Source organism: Vibrio sp. 378 (assembly GCF_033339435.1).
This window is the reverse complement of the sequence record NZ_JAWOUO010000002.1, coordinates 648007-664990: the sequence shown is the minus strand read 5'-3', so window position 1 is coordinate 664990 and position 16984 is coordinate 648007. Positions and strand designations below refer to the sequence as shown.

General features: G+C 46.7%; 17 protein-coding genes. 8 read left to right on the top strand and 9 right to left on the bottom strand.

Translation table 11 applies throughout. From position 1 onward, the window contains the following. Nucleotides 1-31: 31 nt before the first annotated feature. Entirely contained in the window at nt 32-931 is a 900-nt protein-coding gene (locus R7Q48_RS06365; protein ID WP_017634359.1) for a DMT family transporter, read from the bottom strand. Nucleotides 932-1023: 92 nt separating this feature from the next. Here R7Q48_RS06365 and R7Q48_RS06360 point away from each other — a divergent pair, with 92 nt between their 5' ends. Further along, nucleotides 1024-2460 (top strand): PLP-dependent aminotransferase family protein, encoded by a 1437-nt coding sequence (locus tag R7Q48_RS06360; protein ID WP_256903113.1) that lies wholly within the window; start codon nt 1024-1026, stop codon nt 2458-2460. A gap of 95 nt (nt 2461-2555) precedes the next feature. Here the strand turns inward: R7Q48_RS06360 and R7Q48_RS06355 are convergent, their stop codons facing one another. The 3 genes from R7Q48_RS06355 to R7Q48_RS06345 form a co-directional block, all read right to left on the bottom strand. After that, a complete protein-coding gene (locus R7Q48_RS06355; protein WP_042522351.1) occupies nt 2556-3692 on the bottom strand; it encodes a glycerate kinase in 1137 nt (378 codons plus the stop codon). Between the two features lie 16 nt (nt 3693-3708). Next, nucleotides 3709-5061, bottom strand: a complete 1353-nt coding sequence (locus R7Q48_RS06350) for a GntP family permease (RefSeq protein WP_005391886.1) — start codon at nt 5059-5061, stop codon at nt 3709-3711. Between the two features lie 158 nt (nt 5062-5219). Then, nucleotides 5220-6362: a sugar diacid recognition domain-containing protein gene (locus tag R7Q48_RS06345; RefSeq protein ID WP_005374330.1), complete on the bottom strand. Its 1143-nt coding sequence runs from the start codon at nt 6360-6362 to the stop codon at nt 5220-5222. A 234-nt stretch (nt 6363-6596) separates the two neighbouring features. On the opposite strand from R7Q48_RS06345, the gene R7Q48_RS06340 reads away from it, so the two are divergent. Further along, on the top strand, nt 6597-6770 hold the full coding sequence (locus R7Q48_RS06340) for a hypothetical protein (protein WP_005374332.1): 174 nt from the start codon (nt 6597-6599) through the stop codon (nt 6768-6770). Between the two features lie 70 nt (nt 6771-6840). Here R7Q48_RS06340 and R7Q48_RS06335 read toward each other — a convergent pair whose 3' ends face one another. Further along, nucleotides 6841-7203 carry a hypothetical protein gene (locus R7Q48_RS06335; protein WP_017634365.1) on the bottom strand — a complete coding sequence of 121 codons (363 nt, stop codon included), beginning with the start codon at nt 7201-7203 and terminating at the stop codon, nt 6841-6843. Between the two features lie 276 nt (nt 7204-7479). On the opposite strand from R7Q48_RS06335, the gene R7Q48_RS06330 reads away from it, so the two are divergent. From R7Q48_RS06330 to R7Q48_RS06310, 5 genes are all read left to right on the top strand, one after another. Next, nucleotides 7480-9327: a M3 family metallopeptidase gene (locus R7Q48_RS06330; protein WP_206957588.1), complete on the top strand. Its 1848-nt coding sequence runs from the start codon at nt 7480-7482 to the stop codon at nt 9325-9327. Between the two features lie 69 nt (nt 9328-9396). Continuing rightward, nucleotides 9397-9933, top strand: a complete 537-nt coding sequence (locus tag R7Q48_RS06325) for a DUF924 family protein (RefSeq protein ID WP_206957590.1) — start codon at nt 9397-9399, stop codon at nt 9931-9933. A 24-nt stretch (nt 9934-9957) separates the two neighbouring features. Next, entirely contained in the window at nt 9958-10287 is a 330-nt protein-coding gene (locus R7Q48_RS06320; protein ID WP_033907198.1) for a DUF4144 domain-containing protein, read from the top strand. Between the two features lie 139 nt (nt 10288-10426). Further along, on the top strand, nt 10427-10912 hold the full coding sequence (locus R7Q48_RS06315; RefSeq protein ID WP_005374344.1) for a VOC family protein: 486 nt from the start codon (nt 10427-10429) through the stop codon (nt 10910-10912). A gap of 173 nt (nt 10913-11085) precedes the next feature. Next, nucleotides 11086-11511, top strand: coding sequence for a VOC family protein (locus R7Q48_RS06310; protein WP_017634369.1), 426 nt, complete (start codon nt 11086-11088; stop codon nt 11509-11511). 76 nt (nt 11512-11587) lie between these two features. On the opposite strand, the gene R7Q48_RS06305 is transcribed toward R7Q48_RS06310, so the two are convergent. After that, on the bottom strand, nt 11588-12724 hold the full coding sequence (locus R7Q48_RS06305; RefSeq protein ID WP_318132210.1) for an MBL fold metallo-hydrolase: 1137 nt from the start codon (nt 12722-12724) through the stop codon (nt 11588-11590). A 180-nt stretch (nt 12725-12904) separates the two neighbouring features. Here R7Q48_RS06305 and R7Q48_RS06300 point away from each other — a divergent pair, with 180 nt between their 5' ends. Further along, complete coding sequence (locus R7Q48_RS06300; RefSeq protein WP_020841653.1) at nt 12905-13150, top strand: Rho-binding antiterminator; 246 nt, start codon at nt 12905-12907, stop codon at nt 13148-13150. Nucleotides 13151-13246: 96 nt separating this feature from the next. On the opposite strand, the gene R7Q48_RS06295 is transcribed toward R7Q48_RS06300, so the two are convergent. The 3 genes from R7Q48_RS06295 to ompW all read right to left on the bottom strand — a co-directional run bounded on the left by R7Q48_RS06295 (nt 13247) and on the right by ompW (nt 16615). Further along, on the bottom strand, nt 13247-14737 hold the full coding sequence (locus R7Q48_RS06295) for an MDR family MFS transporter (RefSeq protein WP_256903110.1): 1491 nt from the start codon (nt 14735-14737) through the stop codon (nt 13247-13249). After that, on the bottom strand, nt 14734-15759 hold the full coding sequence (locus R7Q48_RS06290) for an HlyD family secretion protein (protein ID WP_256903109.1): 1026 nt from the start codon (nt 15757-15759) through the stop codon (nt 14734-14736). Before R7Q48_RS06290 ends, R7Q48_RS06295 begins: the two co-directional genes overlap by 4 nt. 214 nt (nt 15760-15973) lie before the next feature. After that, a complete protein-coding gene (gene ompW, locus R7Q48_RS06285) occupies nt 15974-16615 on the bottom strand; it encodes an outer membrane protein OmpW (RefSeq protein ID WP_213889927.1) in 642 nt (213 codons plus the stop codon). Between the last annotated feature and the right edge of the window lie 369 nt (nt 16616-16984).

Genomic DNA, 16984 nt, shown 5'->3' with positions numbered 1-16984 from the left:
ACCCACTGGTACGCAAATGTCCCTACCCAATTTAGGTATATTCTGTTTGAATCGATTTCTTTATCGTCAGATCCGGCTTTTTAACCACCAAATACACCGCCGTAGCTGCCAGTACGAAACCAGAAATCCCCATCCAATCAAATGACTCTCCAAACGCGAGCCAAGCCTGAATCGCCGTCGTTGGCGGCACCAGGTAGAATACAGAAGCTACGCTCGATGCAGCACCGTTCTTAACCATGTACAGCAGCAGTAGAATAGCGACACAAGAGAGCACGACGACCAACCACAACACAGTCAAAATAAACTCCAGTTCCCACTGCACTTGCATGGTTTCAAACTGCATCGCAACGGGCAGAAACATGACGAGAGCGGCCAAATATTGCACCGTCGCACCACCCACCATATCCACTTGTTGGCAATGTTTTTTCTGATAAAGCGTCCCTAGCGTGATACCAACCAAAGCCAATAAACACAAACCAATGGCCAACACTTTATGCTGCTCGGATTGCCACTCCATTTTGCCCATCAACACCATAGCGATACCGACAAAACCAAGAGCCAAACCCAACCATTGCGAGGGTTTAAATTCCTCACGAACAAACGCCACCAGTAAAGCCGCGGTTAAAATCGGTTGAATACCCACCAGCAACGAACTCAACCCAGCAGGCATACCCAAGGCGATAGCGAAATAAGTACCGCCCAGATAGAAACCGTGGATCAACGCACCAACTACACAGCTGTGCCAAAAATCTTTTCCTGTCGGCAACCTTCTACGCAATACCGCCACAAGAACCAGAAACAATAAGACATTGAATGCCATACGGATAGAAAGTAGTGTCGCTGGCTCGGCATATTGCAAACCAAAACGCGCACCAACGAATCCAGAAGCCCAAAGGATGACAAATACAAAAGGGATGGCTCGGATTAACATGATCGCCTCACTCACGCTTGTTTTATGTTTTGAGATACTGCTAATGTAATTAGGTACAGTGTTTTCAAAAAGTGACAGATGGAAGTGTTTTTATGGGTACAGATTTATTGGAAAGCGGTGAAGGGAATAAGTACCTCGTGGTGGAAAAACACCTCAAACAAGCCATCAATGGTGGCGTTTATCAGGCGGATGATCGACTGCCCTCCATTCGCTCGTTGAGCCAAGAATTAAATGTCAGTAAAAATACCGTGATTCGTGCGTATCAAGAGCTGGAAGCACAAAACTTGGTTTACTCGGTTCCCAAATCGGGTTATCGAGTGAAAATCACCTTGCCGACCTCTCGCTCAATTCCGGATCCGACTCGCGTGGATTTGCTCTCGATCTGCAAAGAAATCCTTACTTATCCTGAATACCAAGAGCGTTTGCCTACCGGTTCTGCCCACCCAAACATTGACTCCCCCGCGATCAAAAGCTTGTACGCCGAGATCGGCCGCCACAGCCGCCAGCAAACGCATGTACCGAGCCATTACCAATTACCACCCGGTGATCACCTCTTAATCAAACAACTAGCGAAAATCACACAAGATTTGGGCACGCCAGCCAAGTTGGATGAGATCATGGTGACGCACGGCGCGCAACAAGCCATTAGCCTAGCGCTGCGCGCAACGACACAAAAAGGCGATATCGTCGCGGTGGAGTCCCCTTGCTATTTTGGCAACTTATTGATGCTAGAATCACTCGGCCTCAAAGTGGTGGAAATTCCGAGTTGCCCACGCGACGGTATGTGCCCCGAAGCCTTAGCAAAAGCAATGGCGACATGGGACATAAAAGCGATCATCGTAACGCCAAACTTCACCAATCCAACTGGTGCCATGATGCCGCTAGAAAAGCGTCAACAATTACTATTGGCGTCCGGCAATATTCCTATTATCGAAGACGATGTGTTTGGCGGGTTAAGTTATGATAAGCCGTTGCCAAGCTTGAGATTGCTCGATGACAAGCAACGCGTAATTTACGTAAATTCGTTATCCAAAACGCTCGATTCGCGTTTGAGAATTGGTTGGATGTTGGCGGGGCGATATCGAGATCAAATTGAGCAATATCTACTGTGTGAGAACATGGGCAGTTTGAACCTGATGCAATCCGCCGTGGCAACGTTTCTAACGTCAGGCAAGTATCGAACGCATACTGCGCGAATGGGTCGGGTTTATCAAAACAACATGCGACGATTTATCCAGATGCTTCATCAATACTTGGATGAATACGAACCTCTAAAAAATCGATACCAGATCAACGCCGTACAAGGCTCGTTCTTACTTTGGTTGCGACTGCCCGAAGACACGGACAGCTATGCGTTGTATCAAGCATGCAATAAGCACAGAATCAGCCTACTTCCCGGCACCGTATTTGGCACTCAAGGGCAATATCGGCATTGCGTACGCCTCAGCGTGGCAAACTTTGGTCATGAAACCGATTGGAGTCAAGCGATGCAAACACTGGCAAAATTGATAGCAAAGCATGCCTGTTAACTCGCTCTTGCTAAATGAACTTATGCCTACACACGCAAACACGTAACAACAAAAAACTCCACGCAAAGGTGGAGTTTTTCATATCGTCATCGCCTTCAGTGCGACTTAATTTGCCACATTCTCGCGACGTTTTCGGCTAAGTTAGCAACGTTGACGTCGGCCTCTTTCATGGCCTCAGGTAAGCTCATCGCCCTTGGTACACAAGCAAACACCGCATCAATGCCGCACTCATAAACCGCCTGATAGTTGTCGCCCACACAGCCTGCTAATGCAATGACTGGTAAATTACACTGCTTGGCGACCTGAGCAACGCCCATCGGCGTTTTGCCATGTGCGGTTTGATGATCGATTCGACCCTCGCCTGTAAATACGATATCCGCATCCGCAACATGCTGAGCAAGTTTGACCGTTTCAAGCACAATCTCAATTCCCGGTTGCAAACGTGCTGGCGTGTACCCGAGCAAGGCCGCGCCCATACCACCAGCAGCACCCGCCCCTTCACGAGTCAGTACATGCTTACCCGTCGCTTGTTCCGTCAACTCGCCAAACTTGCGCAATGCGTTATCGAGCAGAGTAACGTCTGATACGGTCGCTCCCTTTTGCGGGCCAAAGATAGCCGACGCGCCTTTGTCACCACAGAGTGGGTTATCAACATCGCACGCTACCAACACTTCGCAAGTTGCTAAACGAGGGTCAAGACCAGAAATATCGATGGACGCAAGCGCCGCTAACCCGCCTCCATTTGGGGTAATTGCATGACCAGATTCATCAAGAAACGCCACCCCCAACGCGGTCAACATGCCCACGCCACCATCATTGGTAGCGCTGCCGCCCAAACCAATGATTAAGCGTTGAATACCTCTATCTAGCGCGTGTTTGATCAGCTGTCCAGTACCAATGCTACTGGTCAGTTTTGGGTCGCGAGCATCACTCGGCACAAGGTGCAGACCACTGGCCTCCGCCATTTCAATAACCGCGGTTTCGCCGTCGCCGAGGATGCCATAAAACGCTTCAACATCATTCCCTAATGGCGCGGTCACCGTTGTGAAGACTTGTTCGCCTTGAGTTGCATCTATCAAAGATTGAACCGTGCCTTCGCCACCGTCTGCGACCGGAACCGTAACAAACTCGGCATCATGCCATACGCGAGCAAGACCCGTTTTGATCGCCTCGCTCACTTGTTTGGCGGTTAAGCTTTCTTTAAATGAATCAGGTGCAATTACCACTTTCATACGTATTTCCAGAGACTTATAAGAGAACGAGGCTCAAAATGTACACCAATGCCATTGCCGTGACACCTTGAACGAGCGTAGCCATGGTTTGCGCGCGGTACGCTAAGCCCACCGACATGCGACTAAACTGCGAAACTACCCAGAAGAAACTGTCGTTTGCATGAGAAACCGTCATCGCACCTGCACCGATCGCCATCACCGTTAATACGCGGCCCATTTCTGAATCGAGCCCCAATTGCGTAAGCATAGGCGCAACCAAAGCTGATGTGGTCACCAGCGCAACCGTTGATGAACCTTGCGCCGATTTTAGCGCAGCCGCAACGATAAATGGCATGAAAATACCCACGCCCAGCGCCGATAACGTCGTACCTAAGTATTCACCTAGCGGCGTTGCTTTTAATACCGCGCCAAAAGCACCACCCGCACCGGTAATCAAAAGAATAGGCGCAGCAGCCGTAATACCTTGGCTGATTCGCTCGCCAAATTCTTCAATCTTGTTGTCTGACTTGAGTAGGCGAACAGAAAGGAACAGGCCAATCACCAATGCCGTTAGTGGCTGTCCTAAGAAAGTCAGAACATCAAACACAAAACCTTCGCCCAGCGGTAGGCTTGGGAATTTCGCGATAGAGCCAAAACAGATCAATAAGATAGGAACAAAAATAGGAGCGAATGCTTGGCTCGCCGTTGGCAATTTGCCGTAAGACGCTTTGAGTGCTTGCCAGTCTTGCTGAATTTCTTCTACGGCTTCAATGCCATCTGGTTCAACATGTTGGAATCGGTTCGCCCACAACATACCCGCTAACGCCGCAACCGCTGCAACAAACACACCCACACCAATCACTAAACCAAGGTTAGATTCCAGGCCTAAGTTACCCGCAGCGGCAATCGGGCCAGGAGTTGGCGGCACAAACGTGTGCGTTGCGTATAGGCCAGTTGCCAACGCCACACTCATCGCAACGCTTGAGGTTTTTAAACGCTTCGCGAGTGATTCTTTGAGCGAGTTCAGAATGACAAAGCCTGAATCACAAAATACCGGAACAGAAACGATGTAACCTATGATACTCATGGTCAATGTTGGGAAACGCTCACCCAACACTTTGATGACCGTATCGGCCATGGTGATCGCCGCACCACTTTTTTCCAAAATAACACCAATGATAGTACCTAAAACGATAACCAAACCAATGTAACCAAGGATGCCGCCAAAGCCAGAAGCAATGGTTTTGGCAATGCTATCTGCCGGTAAGCCGTAAGCAAATGCCGCAAGGAACGCCGCGATGATCAGCGCTAAAAAGGGATGTAATTTGAATTTGGTGGTCGTGAGCACAATAAATGCGATCACCCCGAGCAGGATTAATATAAGGTTCATGATAACTCCATTTATTCTTATTTTGCTGAGCGAGTCCGTGTTGGCTCACTCAACATGTAGGGACGCATGAATTATTAATCGTTTGCTTTAGAATTCCTTTAGGCGGAGTGACAAATGATGTGGTCAAAAAATGACGCGTATTGTGCAGATGCACAATATCACGACATTTTTGAGAGCCGAGTCGCAATATAAAGCTCCGCTAACCCCACAAAATTGGTAGTTGGTAGCCCTGTTATCTCGGTGATTTTCTCTAACCGATAGCGCAGAGTGTTCCGGTGAATAAACAGCATTTTAGAGCATTCTGTTACGTTGCCATTGCATTCAAACAGTGCATCTAGGGTTTTCAATAATTGCCCAGATTTGTCTTTCTCTTTCAACCGTTTCACACCATCAATAATTTGTTCACCTTGCCAAATATCCGCCAACGGCGCTAACAGCACAGGCAAACGAAGTTCATCGAACAGGTACTTACGTTTCTCTGGGTAGAACTGCTTGCCAATGGCTAATACCTGTTTCGCGCTTTGGTATGACAACGCGACATCTTTAGGTTCATTAAACAGCTGCCCTAGCGCAATGTGAAACGTATGTGAATCGTGATCGCTTAAACGCGACATCAACTTATCAATGCGTTCACTTTCAACTTGGCTATCCCACTGCTTGGCGGAATGACACGGTTTCAACACCACAATTTCATTCACCGAGACAATCGCAACCAGGTTGTTACGCTCTGGGTATTCAAGCAGCTCAACAATATTGCGCACACTCTTCATGCTTTTCGAGGCGGACGGCGTCGAGACTTCAATCACCGTTGCCACCCGTGGTTGAGTAACATCGATAGAAAGACGCATCGCCCAATCTTTCAGCTCTTCATCGGTCAATTTGCCATTGATCCAAGCCAGAATAAACTCTTCACGATGACGTCTGTCCCACTGAAATTTTTCCACCAGCGCAGCTTGCTCGATTGTTAGTTCAGCGGTCATTTTAACCAGTTTTGCAAAATCTCGGATTTTCTCCGGCTCTCCTGTGACGCCAACAATACCGACCACGTCGCCATGTAATTTCAACAACATATTGATACCGGGTTTGACACCCTGCAACGTCAAACATTGCTGCTCATTAAGCTCTAGCGAATCGCCATGATTCAGCGCCAGTACCGCGCCATCATGCACTTGCCCAACACGTTTAGGGTCGCCACTGCCAATGATGATGCCTGCCGAGTTCATCACATTCACATTGTGACCAATGATGGACATGGTTCGATCAACAATTTGTTGTGCTAAAGCGTGGTCGAGAATCACCATTTCGAGTTTCCAAATTGACCGTTTAATCACTCAATAAATCACAAATGGCAAACTATCGCGATGCTGCGGTTCTAAATAACGGAAGCAGCTCAAAGCATTATCCAATTACCCATATTTAAAAAGTGGATTAAACCTTCATTTTTAGCAGCGGGTTATATACTTAGAACAAAGGTTACCAATGCATTCTTCACTGTGCATTGATGCCACTCGTCTACCTACAGAGGAGAGATCAACATGGAGTTACGGAATAAATCGGGGGAAGTTGCAAATATTGCTGATAACCTCACTTTGAAGGAAATCACAGAAATGGGCTACACCGTAGATTTATGCGATGAAGCATTTGCTCCTGGAGAGCATTGGAAAGCGGAAGGTAAAACGCAAGGTATGGGCGAGTATCCAGAGGAGTAAACGTCCTGACGAGCCAGCGCACAAAAGCGTTCCACAAACAGAAAAACCGAGCGACTTAACGCTCGGTTTTTTACTTTTGAACTTCTTGAATAAACAAGCTCATCTCTTCAAGATAATTGCCGTTTGAGCATCCCCAGTCGGTGACCTCAATCAACTCAGTAACTAACTGTCCAGACTCATCATCTTGCACTCTCTGCACAAACGCTTCAAAACGTTCCAGTTGCGCCTGACTCTTAACGCCATGCACGGCATATTCTACAAGCAAGCCGTTGTACGTCTGCCAGCGCTGATCGCCCGCAACATCATTGCTTAAAATCACAGAACACTTTTGTTGAATGCTTTCAACCGCATCATTTCTTGGTGGCGCGACTGTGGAACATCCAACTAAAATCGTACCTACCGCCAATAACGTAACTTTTGTCTTATTTATCATATCGTTTCCAACTGTATCGCCACGATATGGAAATCTTATTACACCTGATAAGGATCATCGATAGCGCACCGCAGATTAATTACTTAATAAACTGTAAACTCCATACCAGTCTTAACACTGCAAGCTCATAACTCCTATTAACTCACCCAAATGTAAACAAATAGTAAAATCACCTTTACGCGATGCAAAATCGACAAATGAGATTAGCGTTCCTTTCTCGCGACCAAGCGTGCAATAATCAACTGTCTACATAACGAAACCATTTGAAGGATCAAAATGACCGCAACGGATTACCTCAACGACCTCAATCAACGTTACCTTGCGATTCACCGCACCAAAGAAGATTTCTTTTGGGAAACTTACATGGGGATCAGCGATGACCATGATGGCTCGACGCAAGCACAAACGGCATGGACAAGCTTTTTAAGCAACGCCGAGCAAATTACTGCCATCAAACAACAGCTTGAAGCCGCGGACTCAATTACCGACCCACAAGAGAAACAACAAACCATTACGGGTCTATCTGGTTGGCTGGCGATGTTTGAATCTCACGCTATCGAGGGCGAAAAAGCACAAGCGTTGAAAAATCAGCTCATTGCCTTTGAAGCTGAGCTCTTCGAGAAAAAACAGAACCACGTACAAACATTTACCGATGAGAACGGCGAGCAAGTAGAAGGTTCACTACCCGTATTAAGCTCAACCATTCGCACCAGCAATCATGAAGAAGTTCGCCAATCGGCTCATCAAGCGTTGCTGAACCTTGAACAATGGCTACTGCAAAACGGCTTTATAGAGCTGATCAAACTGCGCAACCAGTTCGCTCGCTCACTCGGTTATGCGACTTTCTTTGATTACTCCGTGCAAAAAACGGAAAAGATGAGCTCTGAACAGCTATTCGAGATTTTGGAAGATTTCGAACAACGCACGCGAGATGCGCATCTAAACAGCTTAGAAAACTTGGCGAAAGAGAAAGGCGCAAGCGCACTAGCAGGCTACAACTTTGTTTACTCATTCGCGGGTGACGTTATGCGTGACCTTGACCCATACGTGCCGTTCTCAAAATCTCTGAGACGCTGGGTAGAATCATTTGGTCGCCTAAATATTGATTACTCTGGTGCGACGCTAACGCTGGATTTACTAGATCGCAAAGGTAAGTACCCGAATGGGTTCTGCCACGGCCCTATTCCTTCTTTCTATAATCAAGGCGAATGGGTCGCAGCGCAGGTGAACTTCACCAGTAATGCCAAACCAGACCAAGTGGGCAGCGGCTACGATGGCATTAACACGCTGTTCCACGAAGGCGGCCACGCAGCACACTTTGCGAACGTAAAAATGAACGCGCCTTGTTTCTCGCAGGAGTTTGCGCCGACGTCAATGGCTTATGCAGAAACTCAGTCGATGTTCTGTGATAGCCTGTTAACCGATGCCGATTGGCTAAAACAGTACGCACTGGATGATGAAGGGAATTCTGTGCCTGATGAGATTATTCAAGCAATGATCAACAGCCGTCAGCCATTCAAAGCTTATGAAGAACGTAGCATCTTGGTTGTGCCATATTTTGAGCGCGCGTTGTATCAATTGAGCGATGACGAGTTAACGCCAGAGCGCATCACTAAGCTCGCTCGCGATTGTGAAAAACAGATCCTTGGTTTGGAATGCAGCCCTCGCCCACTGATGGCGATTCCACATTTGCTATCCGACGAAGCAGCTTGTGCGTATCAAGGTTATCTACTCGCGCACATGGCGGTGTATCAGACCCGTGCATACTTCCTTGAGAAGTTTGGTTACCTGACGGATAACCCAGAAATTGGCCCACTGCTGGCAAAACACTACTGGCACGCAGGCAATCACTTGTCGCACAACGAAACCATTGTCAGCCTGACTGGCGAAGGCTTCAATGCCAAATACCTTGCAGACGTGTGTAACCTGTCGCCAGAACAGGCATGGGAAGTGCAGCAGAAGAAAATCGACTCACTTGCGACGCGAGAGCGAGCATCAGTCGCTTCACTGAACGCCGCGATTAAAGTCGTCGACGGCAGTAAAGAGCTGGCAAGCAACGCCATCTCTGACGAACAAATGTGTGACGATTTTGAACATTACATCATAGAGACTTACGGTCGATAACACGCAGAAAGCCAGGAGCTCGCCTTCTGGCTTTTTATTCTTTAGCTAATGCAATAGGAAGGAAGATCCATGCATCAACAAATCATCAAATTTTGGTTCGAGGAGCTATCGCCCAAAAATTGGTTTGAAAACAACCCAGAACTGGACAAGCGTATTGCATCGCGATTTGCCTCGGTATTAGAACAAGCGGCTCGTTGTGAACTGTTTAATTGGCGTGACAGCGCACAAGGACGATTGGCCGAAATCATCGTCCTCGACCAGTTTTCACGTAATGTGTATCGCAACACCCCAAAAGCGTTTGCACAAGACCAACTCGCATTAGCACTGGCTCAAGAGGCAATTCGGTTAGGTCACGATAAAGAATTAGCGCCTGAGCAGCTAAGCTTTTTGTACATGCCGTTTATGCACAGCGAATCTCGCCTCATTCATGTCGAAGCTGAGAAATTGTTTCGCGCATCAGGGCTTGAAAATAACTACGATTTTGAGCTAAAACACAAAGCCATCATCGACCAGTTTGGACGTTACCCACATCGCAACGCCATCTTGGGTAGAGAAAGCACACCTGAAGAGTTAGCATTTTTGCAACAACCTGGGTCAAGTTTCTAAATAACAATGAATAATGAGTTAACCATGAGAGACCACGCAGTATGCTGGCCATGCTTGCTAAAACTAGACGGCGACGATGAGCTGATCTATACGCATTCCCAGTCCGACTTAGACTCTGAATGCGAAGCCCTCATTTTTGGGCAAGATGATTACGTTATTGACTCAAATGGCAACACGTTCGAATTGAAAAACAATGGTTCGAACACCACTCTTTTACACCCAAAAGAACGAACGCTGTCCGTAGAAGAGGTTACGTCATTAATCCAATCGCATGAATTCAGCCTCGCGCAACGGTGCATTATCAAGATTCATTTCACCTCGGTGAGGCAAGCTGTTGAGGCCTTAGCTCACTAACTCAATCCCAACATGTACAACATTAAATAAAATTATCATTTTTATAATTTATGATAATTTCATGTAATCAACATCACGCCATATACTCTCCCACATCGAAACAAGACAACGTTCAAACACACATGTTGGGAGCAAACAAATGAAAATGAATCATGTCGGTATTATGGTCGGAGATATGGACAAAGCGGTTGAGTTTTACACGCAAGCGCTAGGTCTAAAAGTCGTTATGGGCAACACGAAAGTGATTGAAGAACGCGAAACGGCAATTGGCAGAATGTGTATTGCGGTCTTTGGGGAAGGCTTTAAAGGCTTCAACATTGCGCACCTTGTGACAAGTGATGGCATCGGCCTTGAGTTATTCGAAATGAAAGAGCGTCAAGAGCGCCATGAAGTGGATTTTTCTCGCATCGGTATCTTCCATTTCTGTTTGCAGACAGACGATTTTGAAGGTGCTATCAAACGCACCGAAGCACTAGGTGGCAAAGTTCGCATGGACATCATGCGTTACCACCCAGAAGACGATAATAAGCCTGCGAAAATGGTTTACCTAGAAGACCCATTCGGCAACCTATTCGAGCTTTACTCACACACTTACGAAGAAACTTACGCTTCTGATTACGAGTAATAGCCCCATCCATATTCCAAAAGGCTAGCAATACGCTAGCCTTTTTTGTTTGCTTTGAGTTGCAGTGTTTCTGCACTCGCTCTAGAAAAAAACATCTGGAATTTGATCATTTCTCTCACCACTTTTAAGGTCACTTTATACTTACCTCAACACAATGCAAAAAGGAGTGAAGCATGCCCACCAAAAATCCAATCGCCATCAAAGCGCTTGATCATGTTGTATTAAGGACCTGTAACCTCGATGCTATGTTGCATTTCTATCGAGACATTTTGGGCTGCCCTGTCGAACGCGAAGTAACGGAACTTGGTTTAACTCAACTTAGGGCAGGTAACGCATTGATTGATGTAGTGACGGTAGACAGCGAATTGGGCCAACTCGGCGGTAAGCCACCAGTTCAAAATGGTCGTAATATTGACCATTTTTGCCTGCAATTGGCGCCTTTTTCCGAGGATGAATTACTGGAATATCTGCGTGCGCGCGGCATTGAAACCGAAGAGTTTGCGAAGCGGTATGGCGCACAAGGGTTCGGTAGATCACTCTATATACATGATCCGGAAGGAAATGTCGTCGAGTTAAAACCTCAAGTGATTGATGAGTAAGCGAGTAAAAACCTTGTTATATTTTTAAAATAACAAGGTTAACTTCTCAAATAATTATTGAAGTAAGAACATATTATTAAGTCAAAATTCTAGCTAGCTCACCTATTTCTTTTTCTCGCCACCACTGTTTATTTATATGTTCTTGATGAACGTAAAAACTCTCCCCCGGCATTGGCGTCAGCAGCGTTATATGTTCTTTTTGACAATGGGCAAGCAAATCTAAAATCGGTTCGTCCCAACGGTGAGTAAATAGCTCGTATGTAGCCCAATGTACGGGCAACAGTTTTTTCGCATTTAAATCGTGAAACGCTTGCACGGTATGGTGAGCCTGCATGTGTCCCCAGTTTTCGACCGGATAACCTTGGCCTTTCACATCGGCAGCCACTTCCAAACAGGCAATGTCGATTGGTCCACATCGCAGTGCGATCTCGGAAAAATGCGAATCGTAAGCTGAATCGCCACTAAAATAGAGCGTCTCTTCTTTTCCTTTGATGACCCAAGAAGCCCACAGGGTCGCGTTTTTATCGAAATAAGTACGACCCGAATTATGGTTAGCGGGCGTACAAATCAGTTCGATTCCAGCATAGTGCACGCTATCCCACCAATCGAATTCCACGATGTTGTCTGCGCAAACGCCCCATTTTATCAGATGCTTGCCAACCCCTAAGGGCACATAAAACGTCACGGGTTTATCGGCGTAGAAACGTATGGTCGACGCTTCTAAATGGTCGTAATGATCGTGCGAAATCACGATAATTTCAGGAATCGGCAAACAATCTCTGGCGTGAGTATTGGGAATATTGCGTTCAAACCACGCTTTTGCGATGAACGGAGAAGCGTAATCAAATACCGGATCGGTCAGAATTCGAATGCCATCGACCTCCACCAGCATAGTGGAATGGCCCAGCCAAGTAAGGCGCATCGATTCACTTCGCTGCGCAAACTGCGTGGGTTGAATTGGGGAATGTGGCAGATGTTCGTTAGGACTCAACGGTGTTCTACCACCAAGATAACTCCAACAAACCTGCCAGAACGATTGCGGACTAGGGACATTTGGCATCTCGTTTTTAACGCGGCCGTTTTCAAATTGAGGCGAGTGGTGAACACGGTGCGCCAACTGCGCATGGTAGGTTTGAGGCGGAATCAGTGAACTTGGCTTTTGTGTCTTTTGTTCACTCGTTAGGTATTTGCGCTTAAGTATCGTCTCAGACATATCGTAGTTTTGTCTCGCTTGCGAACGCTCAACAGTAGGTTTATTAAAACGTGCGTGTATGTCTATTTCGTGACCAAAATGAGGTGTAAGATGAAGATTCAGTTTCAATCAAACGTCTTCTATTTAAGGATACGGTTCTCAAACCTTCTGAATACTGCGTCGGTTTGAAAGGAGAAAACTATGGTGACTTGCAGCCAATACGATTTTATTGAAATCGCCTGTATGTTTAAGCTCCCGATCGAGATCACACTAAAAAATGGTGAAACTCATCAGGGCAACGCGTTCGACACAGGCTACGACATGCAGCGACAAGAGTGCTTGTTTTTAGATATGGATGGTGAGCACATCGCCTTCCCGACTGAACAATTAGTCGCAATGCGCGCGCTCAAAGCCAATCCGCATTTTGACGAAGTGACGTTTGAGTAAACGTCCTTCTTTCACTGACACCGTCCAATAAAAAACGCCTCTCAAGCTGACACAACTTGAGAGGCGTTCTCTGACACAGTTCACCGGAACTTGTTGTTATTCACGCGACCGGATGAAAACCAGCATCGGCATCATGATCACGAACATCACTCCCACAAGCTGGAAGGTGTGCACAAACGCGACCATTTGCGATTGCTGCTGCAACATCTGTTGGTATTGCTCTAACGCAACCGGATCGGTAATGGAAAGCCCCTGATTGGCCGCCCAGTCATGCAAGTTAGGATTATAAGGATTAATACCCTCTCCCAGCGCATGCCATTGTTGCTGACTGTCACGATATTGGAACGTGGTGGCGATAGAGATACCAAACGAACTACCAATGGTACGGAACAGATTGTAAATACTCGCAGCCGCGACAGATTGCTCTTTCGGAATCGTTAAATACGCCAAGGTGGATAGCGTCGAGAAAGTTAAACCAAGCCCCATCCCCTGAATCATACTCGGCATCACAATCCAAAATGTATCGATCTGCAGTGAGTATTGCGTCATCAAATAACTACCAATCCCGATGCAGCTCAAGCCAAAGACTATTTTGATTCTGGGATCGAATTGCGGATTGAGTTTAATCACCAAAATTAACATCGCCGCTGACGCCAATCCACGCGGTGCCATTAATAAGCCAGTGGTTGAGACCGGATAATCCAGCAAACTTTCCAACAACATCGGTTGTTGAGTCGTCAGGCCAAACATCGCCATCGACACCACGGCAATCATCAATGACGAGACCATAAGGTTTCGGTCTTTAAGCAGCCATAATGGCGCTATCGGGCTTTTGGTTTTCCAACTGCGATAGATCCACATCACCAATCCCATTACTGCGAGTAATATCGCCGTCTGAATCATGCGTGAGTCGAGCCAGTCTTCTTCATTCCCTTTATCCAACACAAACTGCAACGCGCCCACACCTAACGCCATGTAACCGATGATCCACCAGTCAAAGTTAGGTTTGGATTTGTTGTCGATATAGATATAGCGATAAATCAAAGAGGTACAGATCAAACCGAATGGCAAGTTGATGTAAAAAATCCAGCGCCAGTTAATGTTGTCGGTGATCACACCACCTACAACTGGGCCCAAAATAGGACCAAGCAAAATACCGATGGAGAAAATCGCCATCGCTTTGCCTTTTTGCTCATACGGATAAATCTGCACTAACGTCGACTGCGCCAATGGAATCACCGACGCGCCGAAAGCGCCTTGGATAATGCGAAATAGCACCATCTCTTCAAGAGACTGTGCTTGCCCACAAAGCGCACTGGCAATCACAAAACCGACCACGGCAACCAGCATGACTTTGCGTTCACCAAAGCGCGACACCCAGAAACTGGTCATCGGAATGAAGATCGCTTCCGCCATGCTGTAACCCGTCAGCACCCAAGTAATTTGGTCTGCCGTTGCGCCCAACGCGCCCATCATGTGCGATAGCGACACGTTCGCAACGGTCATATCGATTAACACCATGATGGCAGAAAGCATCACGGCGACGGTGGCAATCCCCCGTTTGTCTGCCGTAATTTGATGGCTCATTGCACGCTACTTTGCAAATCAATGGTGACTTCTGAGCTCGCACCCACGCGAAGTTGCGGCGCATCGGCCGGTACTTCTAATGCCAAACGTACAGGGAAACGCTGTTTGATTTTAACCCAGTTACCCGTTGCGTTTTCTGGTGGCATCAAAGAGAACGATGTACCACTCGCAGGCGACAGCTGTTCTACCGTTGCTTTCCACACCACGTCTGGGTACATATCAATCACCACATCCGCATGCATGCCAGGTTTGATATGCGTAAGATCGGTTTCTTTAAAATTCGCGCGTACCCAATAGCTGTCTTTTAAAATCACAGGGAACAGCGTCTGACCCACGCTAACGACCGAGCCTACGTGCGTATTGATCTCACCGGCAATGCCATCCACTGGTGACGTAATGTCGGTGTAGCTCAAGTTCAGCTCTGCTTGCGCTAACTGTGCTGCCGCTTGTTGAACAACCGCAGCCTCTGCGCCTTCTTCACCACGGTTCGCAATGGCTTTTTCTACCGTCGCGCGCGCTTGCTCCAGGCTCGCTTGGGCATTGGCGAGTTTGTTTTTCGCCGTATCTAAATCTTGGTCCGACGCCAGTTTGCGTTTCACTAGGGAATCCGTACGTTTGTACTCTACTTGCGCTTCTATCAGGTTAGAGCGCGCCGCATCTAAGCCCGCAACAGCTTCAGTTACCTGCTTATCGGCAACGTCATGTTGCTGGACCGCCAATTGGTATGCCGCTTTTGCTTGCTTCACTGCCAACAAATATGGGCGTGAATCTATCTTCAGCAGTAGGTCACCTTTGTTAACAGATTGGAAGTCTTTGACATCCACAGAAACCACTTGGCCTTTTACCTGAGGCGCTACCGACAAAATTTTTGCCCTAACGTAGGCATCTTCCGTGCTTGGGTGACTGTCTGAATACTGCCAAGACCAATACATCGCACCAAATGCGATAACACATAGAGTAAAGAAAAGAGTTTTTGCCAACTTAGATCTGGAGGAAGAATGCTTTGCGATGTCGTCGCTCATTTATATTGTCCACTTGTTCAATTATGTGATCAGTGTAGGACTTTTCGATCTTCCGACAATAAAATGATCTGCAAGGTAAAGATCCAATTTTGCATGTTGCTAAGTGGAGTAAATGATGTGCAATCAAAACGAGGATAAAAAAGAGGGGCAGTCCCCGTAACCGCCCCCAAAGTCATGCCAATAATAGTAATGTGCGTGTAACTACTGGTTTTTCTTAGAACTTGTAACCGCCGCTGATCATAAATACCCAAGGGTTAATTTTGACGTCGGTTTTTTGCTTCACTCCACCTGCTTTGTAAGTTGCTTCTGTCTCAATGTTTGCGTACCACGCAGCGGCGTTGAGGAACCATTGATCGTTGATCATGTAATCCACACCAATATTCGCTGCTAGACCGAATGAATCATCTAATTTCAAATCTGACAGGTCAGCGCCTTTACCCGTACTATTGAAATCTTCATCAAAGAATATGGTGTAGTTCAGACCTGCACCAACGTATGGACGGAACTTACTTTGAGACTCGCCAAAATAGTACTGCACCATTAGCGTTGGTGGTAAATGTTTGGTTTTCGCGATATCACTACCAACCAAATCTGTCGAAATGTCATGGCTGAATGGTGTTGCTGCTAGAAGCTCTAAACTGATGTTGTCTGTAAACATGTAGCCAAACGTCAAACCAAGCTGCGTATTTGAATCCACTTTCAATTCTTCTTGAGAACCAAGAATCTTATCGCTGCTGTCGTTTGGAACGACAGACGCCGCACCAACACGAAGAACGAAGTCACCTTGTTTATGAGCGAAAACACTTGGTGACACGAGTGCAGCAACCACTGCTAGACTGCAGATTGTTTTTTTCATTTTTATTTCCTTTCGTAGGGCTTCGTTATGTCGTACCCAAAGGGGTGCCTACTAACTGATCTGAGATTTCAAGTAAACTCAGCGCCTTGAAGCACACGGGTATCTATATCTTTTTGAGCTGTGCGCAATCTAGCACATAGAAACCCTACTATTTTGATGGAAATCAATTTGTGAAAAATATAGGTTTTTTGTATGGAGAAACGCCATATTGATCAACAAATTATGCAAATAGGATACAATTCTGTAATGCAAACTGTGCGTGTGAGTTGCCATGCATACCCATAAATGCGAATCCTCTCGTTAAGGCTCGTAGCCAGCAAAAACTTTTTTCGTCCTCTACGTCTTCTATTTTCAAAAAACAACCCACTT

What these genes read in the sequence shown, in the direction of transcription:
- R7Q48_RS06365 (WP_017634359.1), bottom strand. Translation starts at nt 931, where the DNA reads ATGTTAATCCGAGCCATCCCTTTTGTATTTGTCATCCTTTGGGCTTCT.
- R7Q48_RS06360 (WP_256903113.1), top strand. Translation starts at nt 1,024, where the DNA reads ATGGGTACAGATTTATTGGAAAGCGGTGAAGGGAATAAGTACCTCGTG.
- R7Q48_RS06355 (WP_042522351.1), bottom strand. Translation starts at nt 3,692, where the DNA reads ATGAAAGTGGTAATTGCACCTGATTCATTTAAAGAAAGCTTAACCGCC.
- R7Q48_RS06350 (WP_005391886.1), bottom strand. Translation starts at nt 5,061, where the DNA reads ATGAACCTTATATTAATCCTGCTCGGGGTGATCGCATTTATTGTGCTC.
- R7Q48_RS06345 (WP_005374330.1), bottom strand. Translation starts at nt 6,362, where the DNA reads ATGGTGATTCTCGACCACGCTTTAGCACAACAAATTGTTGATCGAACC.
- R7Q48_RS06340 (WP_005374332.1), top strand. Translation starts at nt 6,597, where the DNA reads ATGGAGTTACGGAATAAATCGGGGGAAGTTGCAAATATTGCTGATAAC.
- R7Q48_RS06335 (WP_017634365.1), bottom strand. Translation starts at nt 7,203, where the DNA reads ATGATAAATAAGACAAAAGTTACGTTATTGGCGGTAGGTACGATTTTA.
- R7Q48_RS06330 (WP_206957588.1), top strand. Translation starts at nt 7,480, where the DNA reads ATGACCGCAACGGATTACCTCAACGACCTCAATCAACGTTACCTTGCG.
- R7Q48_RS06325 (WP_206957590.1), top strand. Translation starts at nt 9,397, where the DNA reads ATGCATCAACAAATCATCAAATTTTGGTTCGAGGAGCTATCGCCCAAA.
- R7Q48_RS06320 (WP_033907198.1), top strand. Translation starts at nt 9,958, where the DNA reads ATGAGAGACCACGCAGTATGCTGGCCATGCTTGCTAAAACTAGACGGC.
- R7Q48_RS06315 (WP_005374344.1), top strand. Translation starts at nt 10,427, where the DNA reads ATGAAAATGAATCATGTCGGTATTATGGTCGGAGATATGGACAAAGCG.
- R7Q48_RS06310 (WP_017634369.1), top strand. Translation starts at nt 11,086, where the DNA reads ATGCCCACCAAAAATCCAATCGCCATCAAAGCGCTTGATCATGTTGTA.
- R7Q48_RS06305 (WP_318132210.1), bottom strand. Translation starts at nt 12,724, where the DNA reads ATGTCTGAGACGATACTTAAGCGCAAATACCTAACGAGTGAACAAAAG.
- R7Q48_RS06300 (WP_020841653.1), top strand. Translation starts at nt 12,905, where the DNA reads ATGGTGACTTGCAGCCAATACGATTTTATTGAAATCGCCTGTATGTTT.
- R7Q48_RS06295 (WP_256903110.1), bottom strand. Translation starts at nt 14,737, where the DNA reads ATGAGCCATCAAATTACGGCAGACAAACGGGGGATTGCCACCGTCGCC.
- R7Q48_RS06290 (WP_256903109.1), bottom strand. Translation starts at nt 15,759, where the DNA reads ATGAGCGACGACATCGCAAAGCATTCTTCCTCCAGATCTAAGTTGGCA.
- ompW (WP_213889927.1), bottom strand. Translation starts at nt 16,615, where the DNA reads ATGAAAAAAACAATCTGCAGTCTAGCAGTGGTTGCTGCACTCGTGTCA.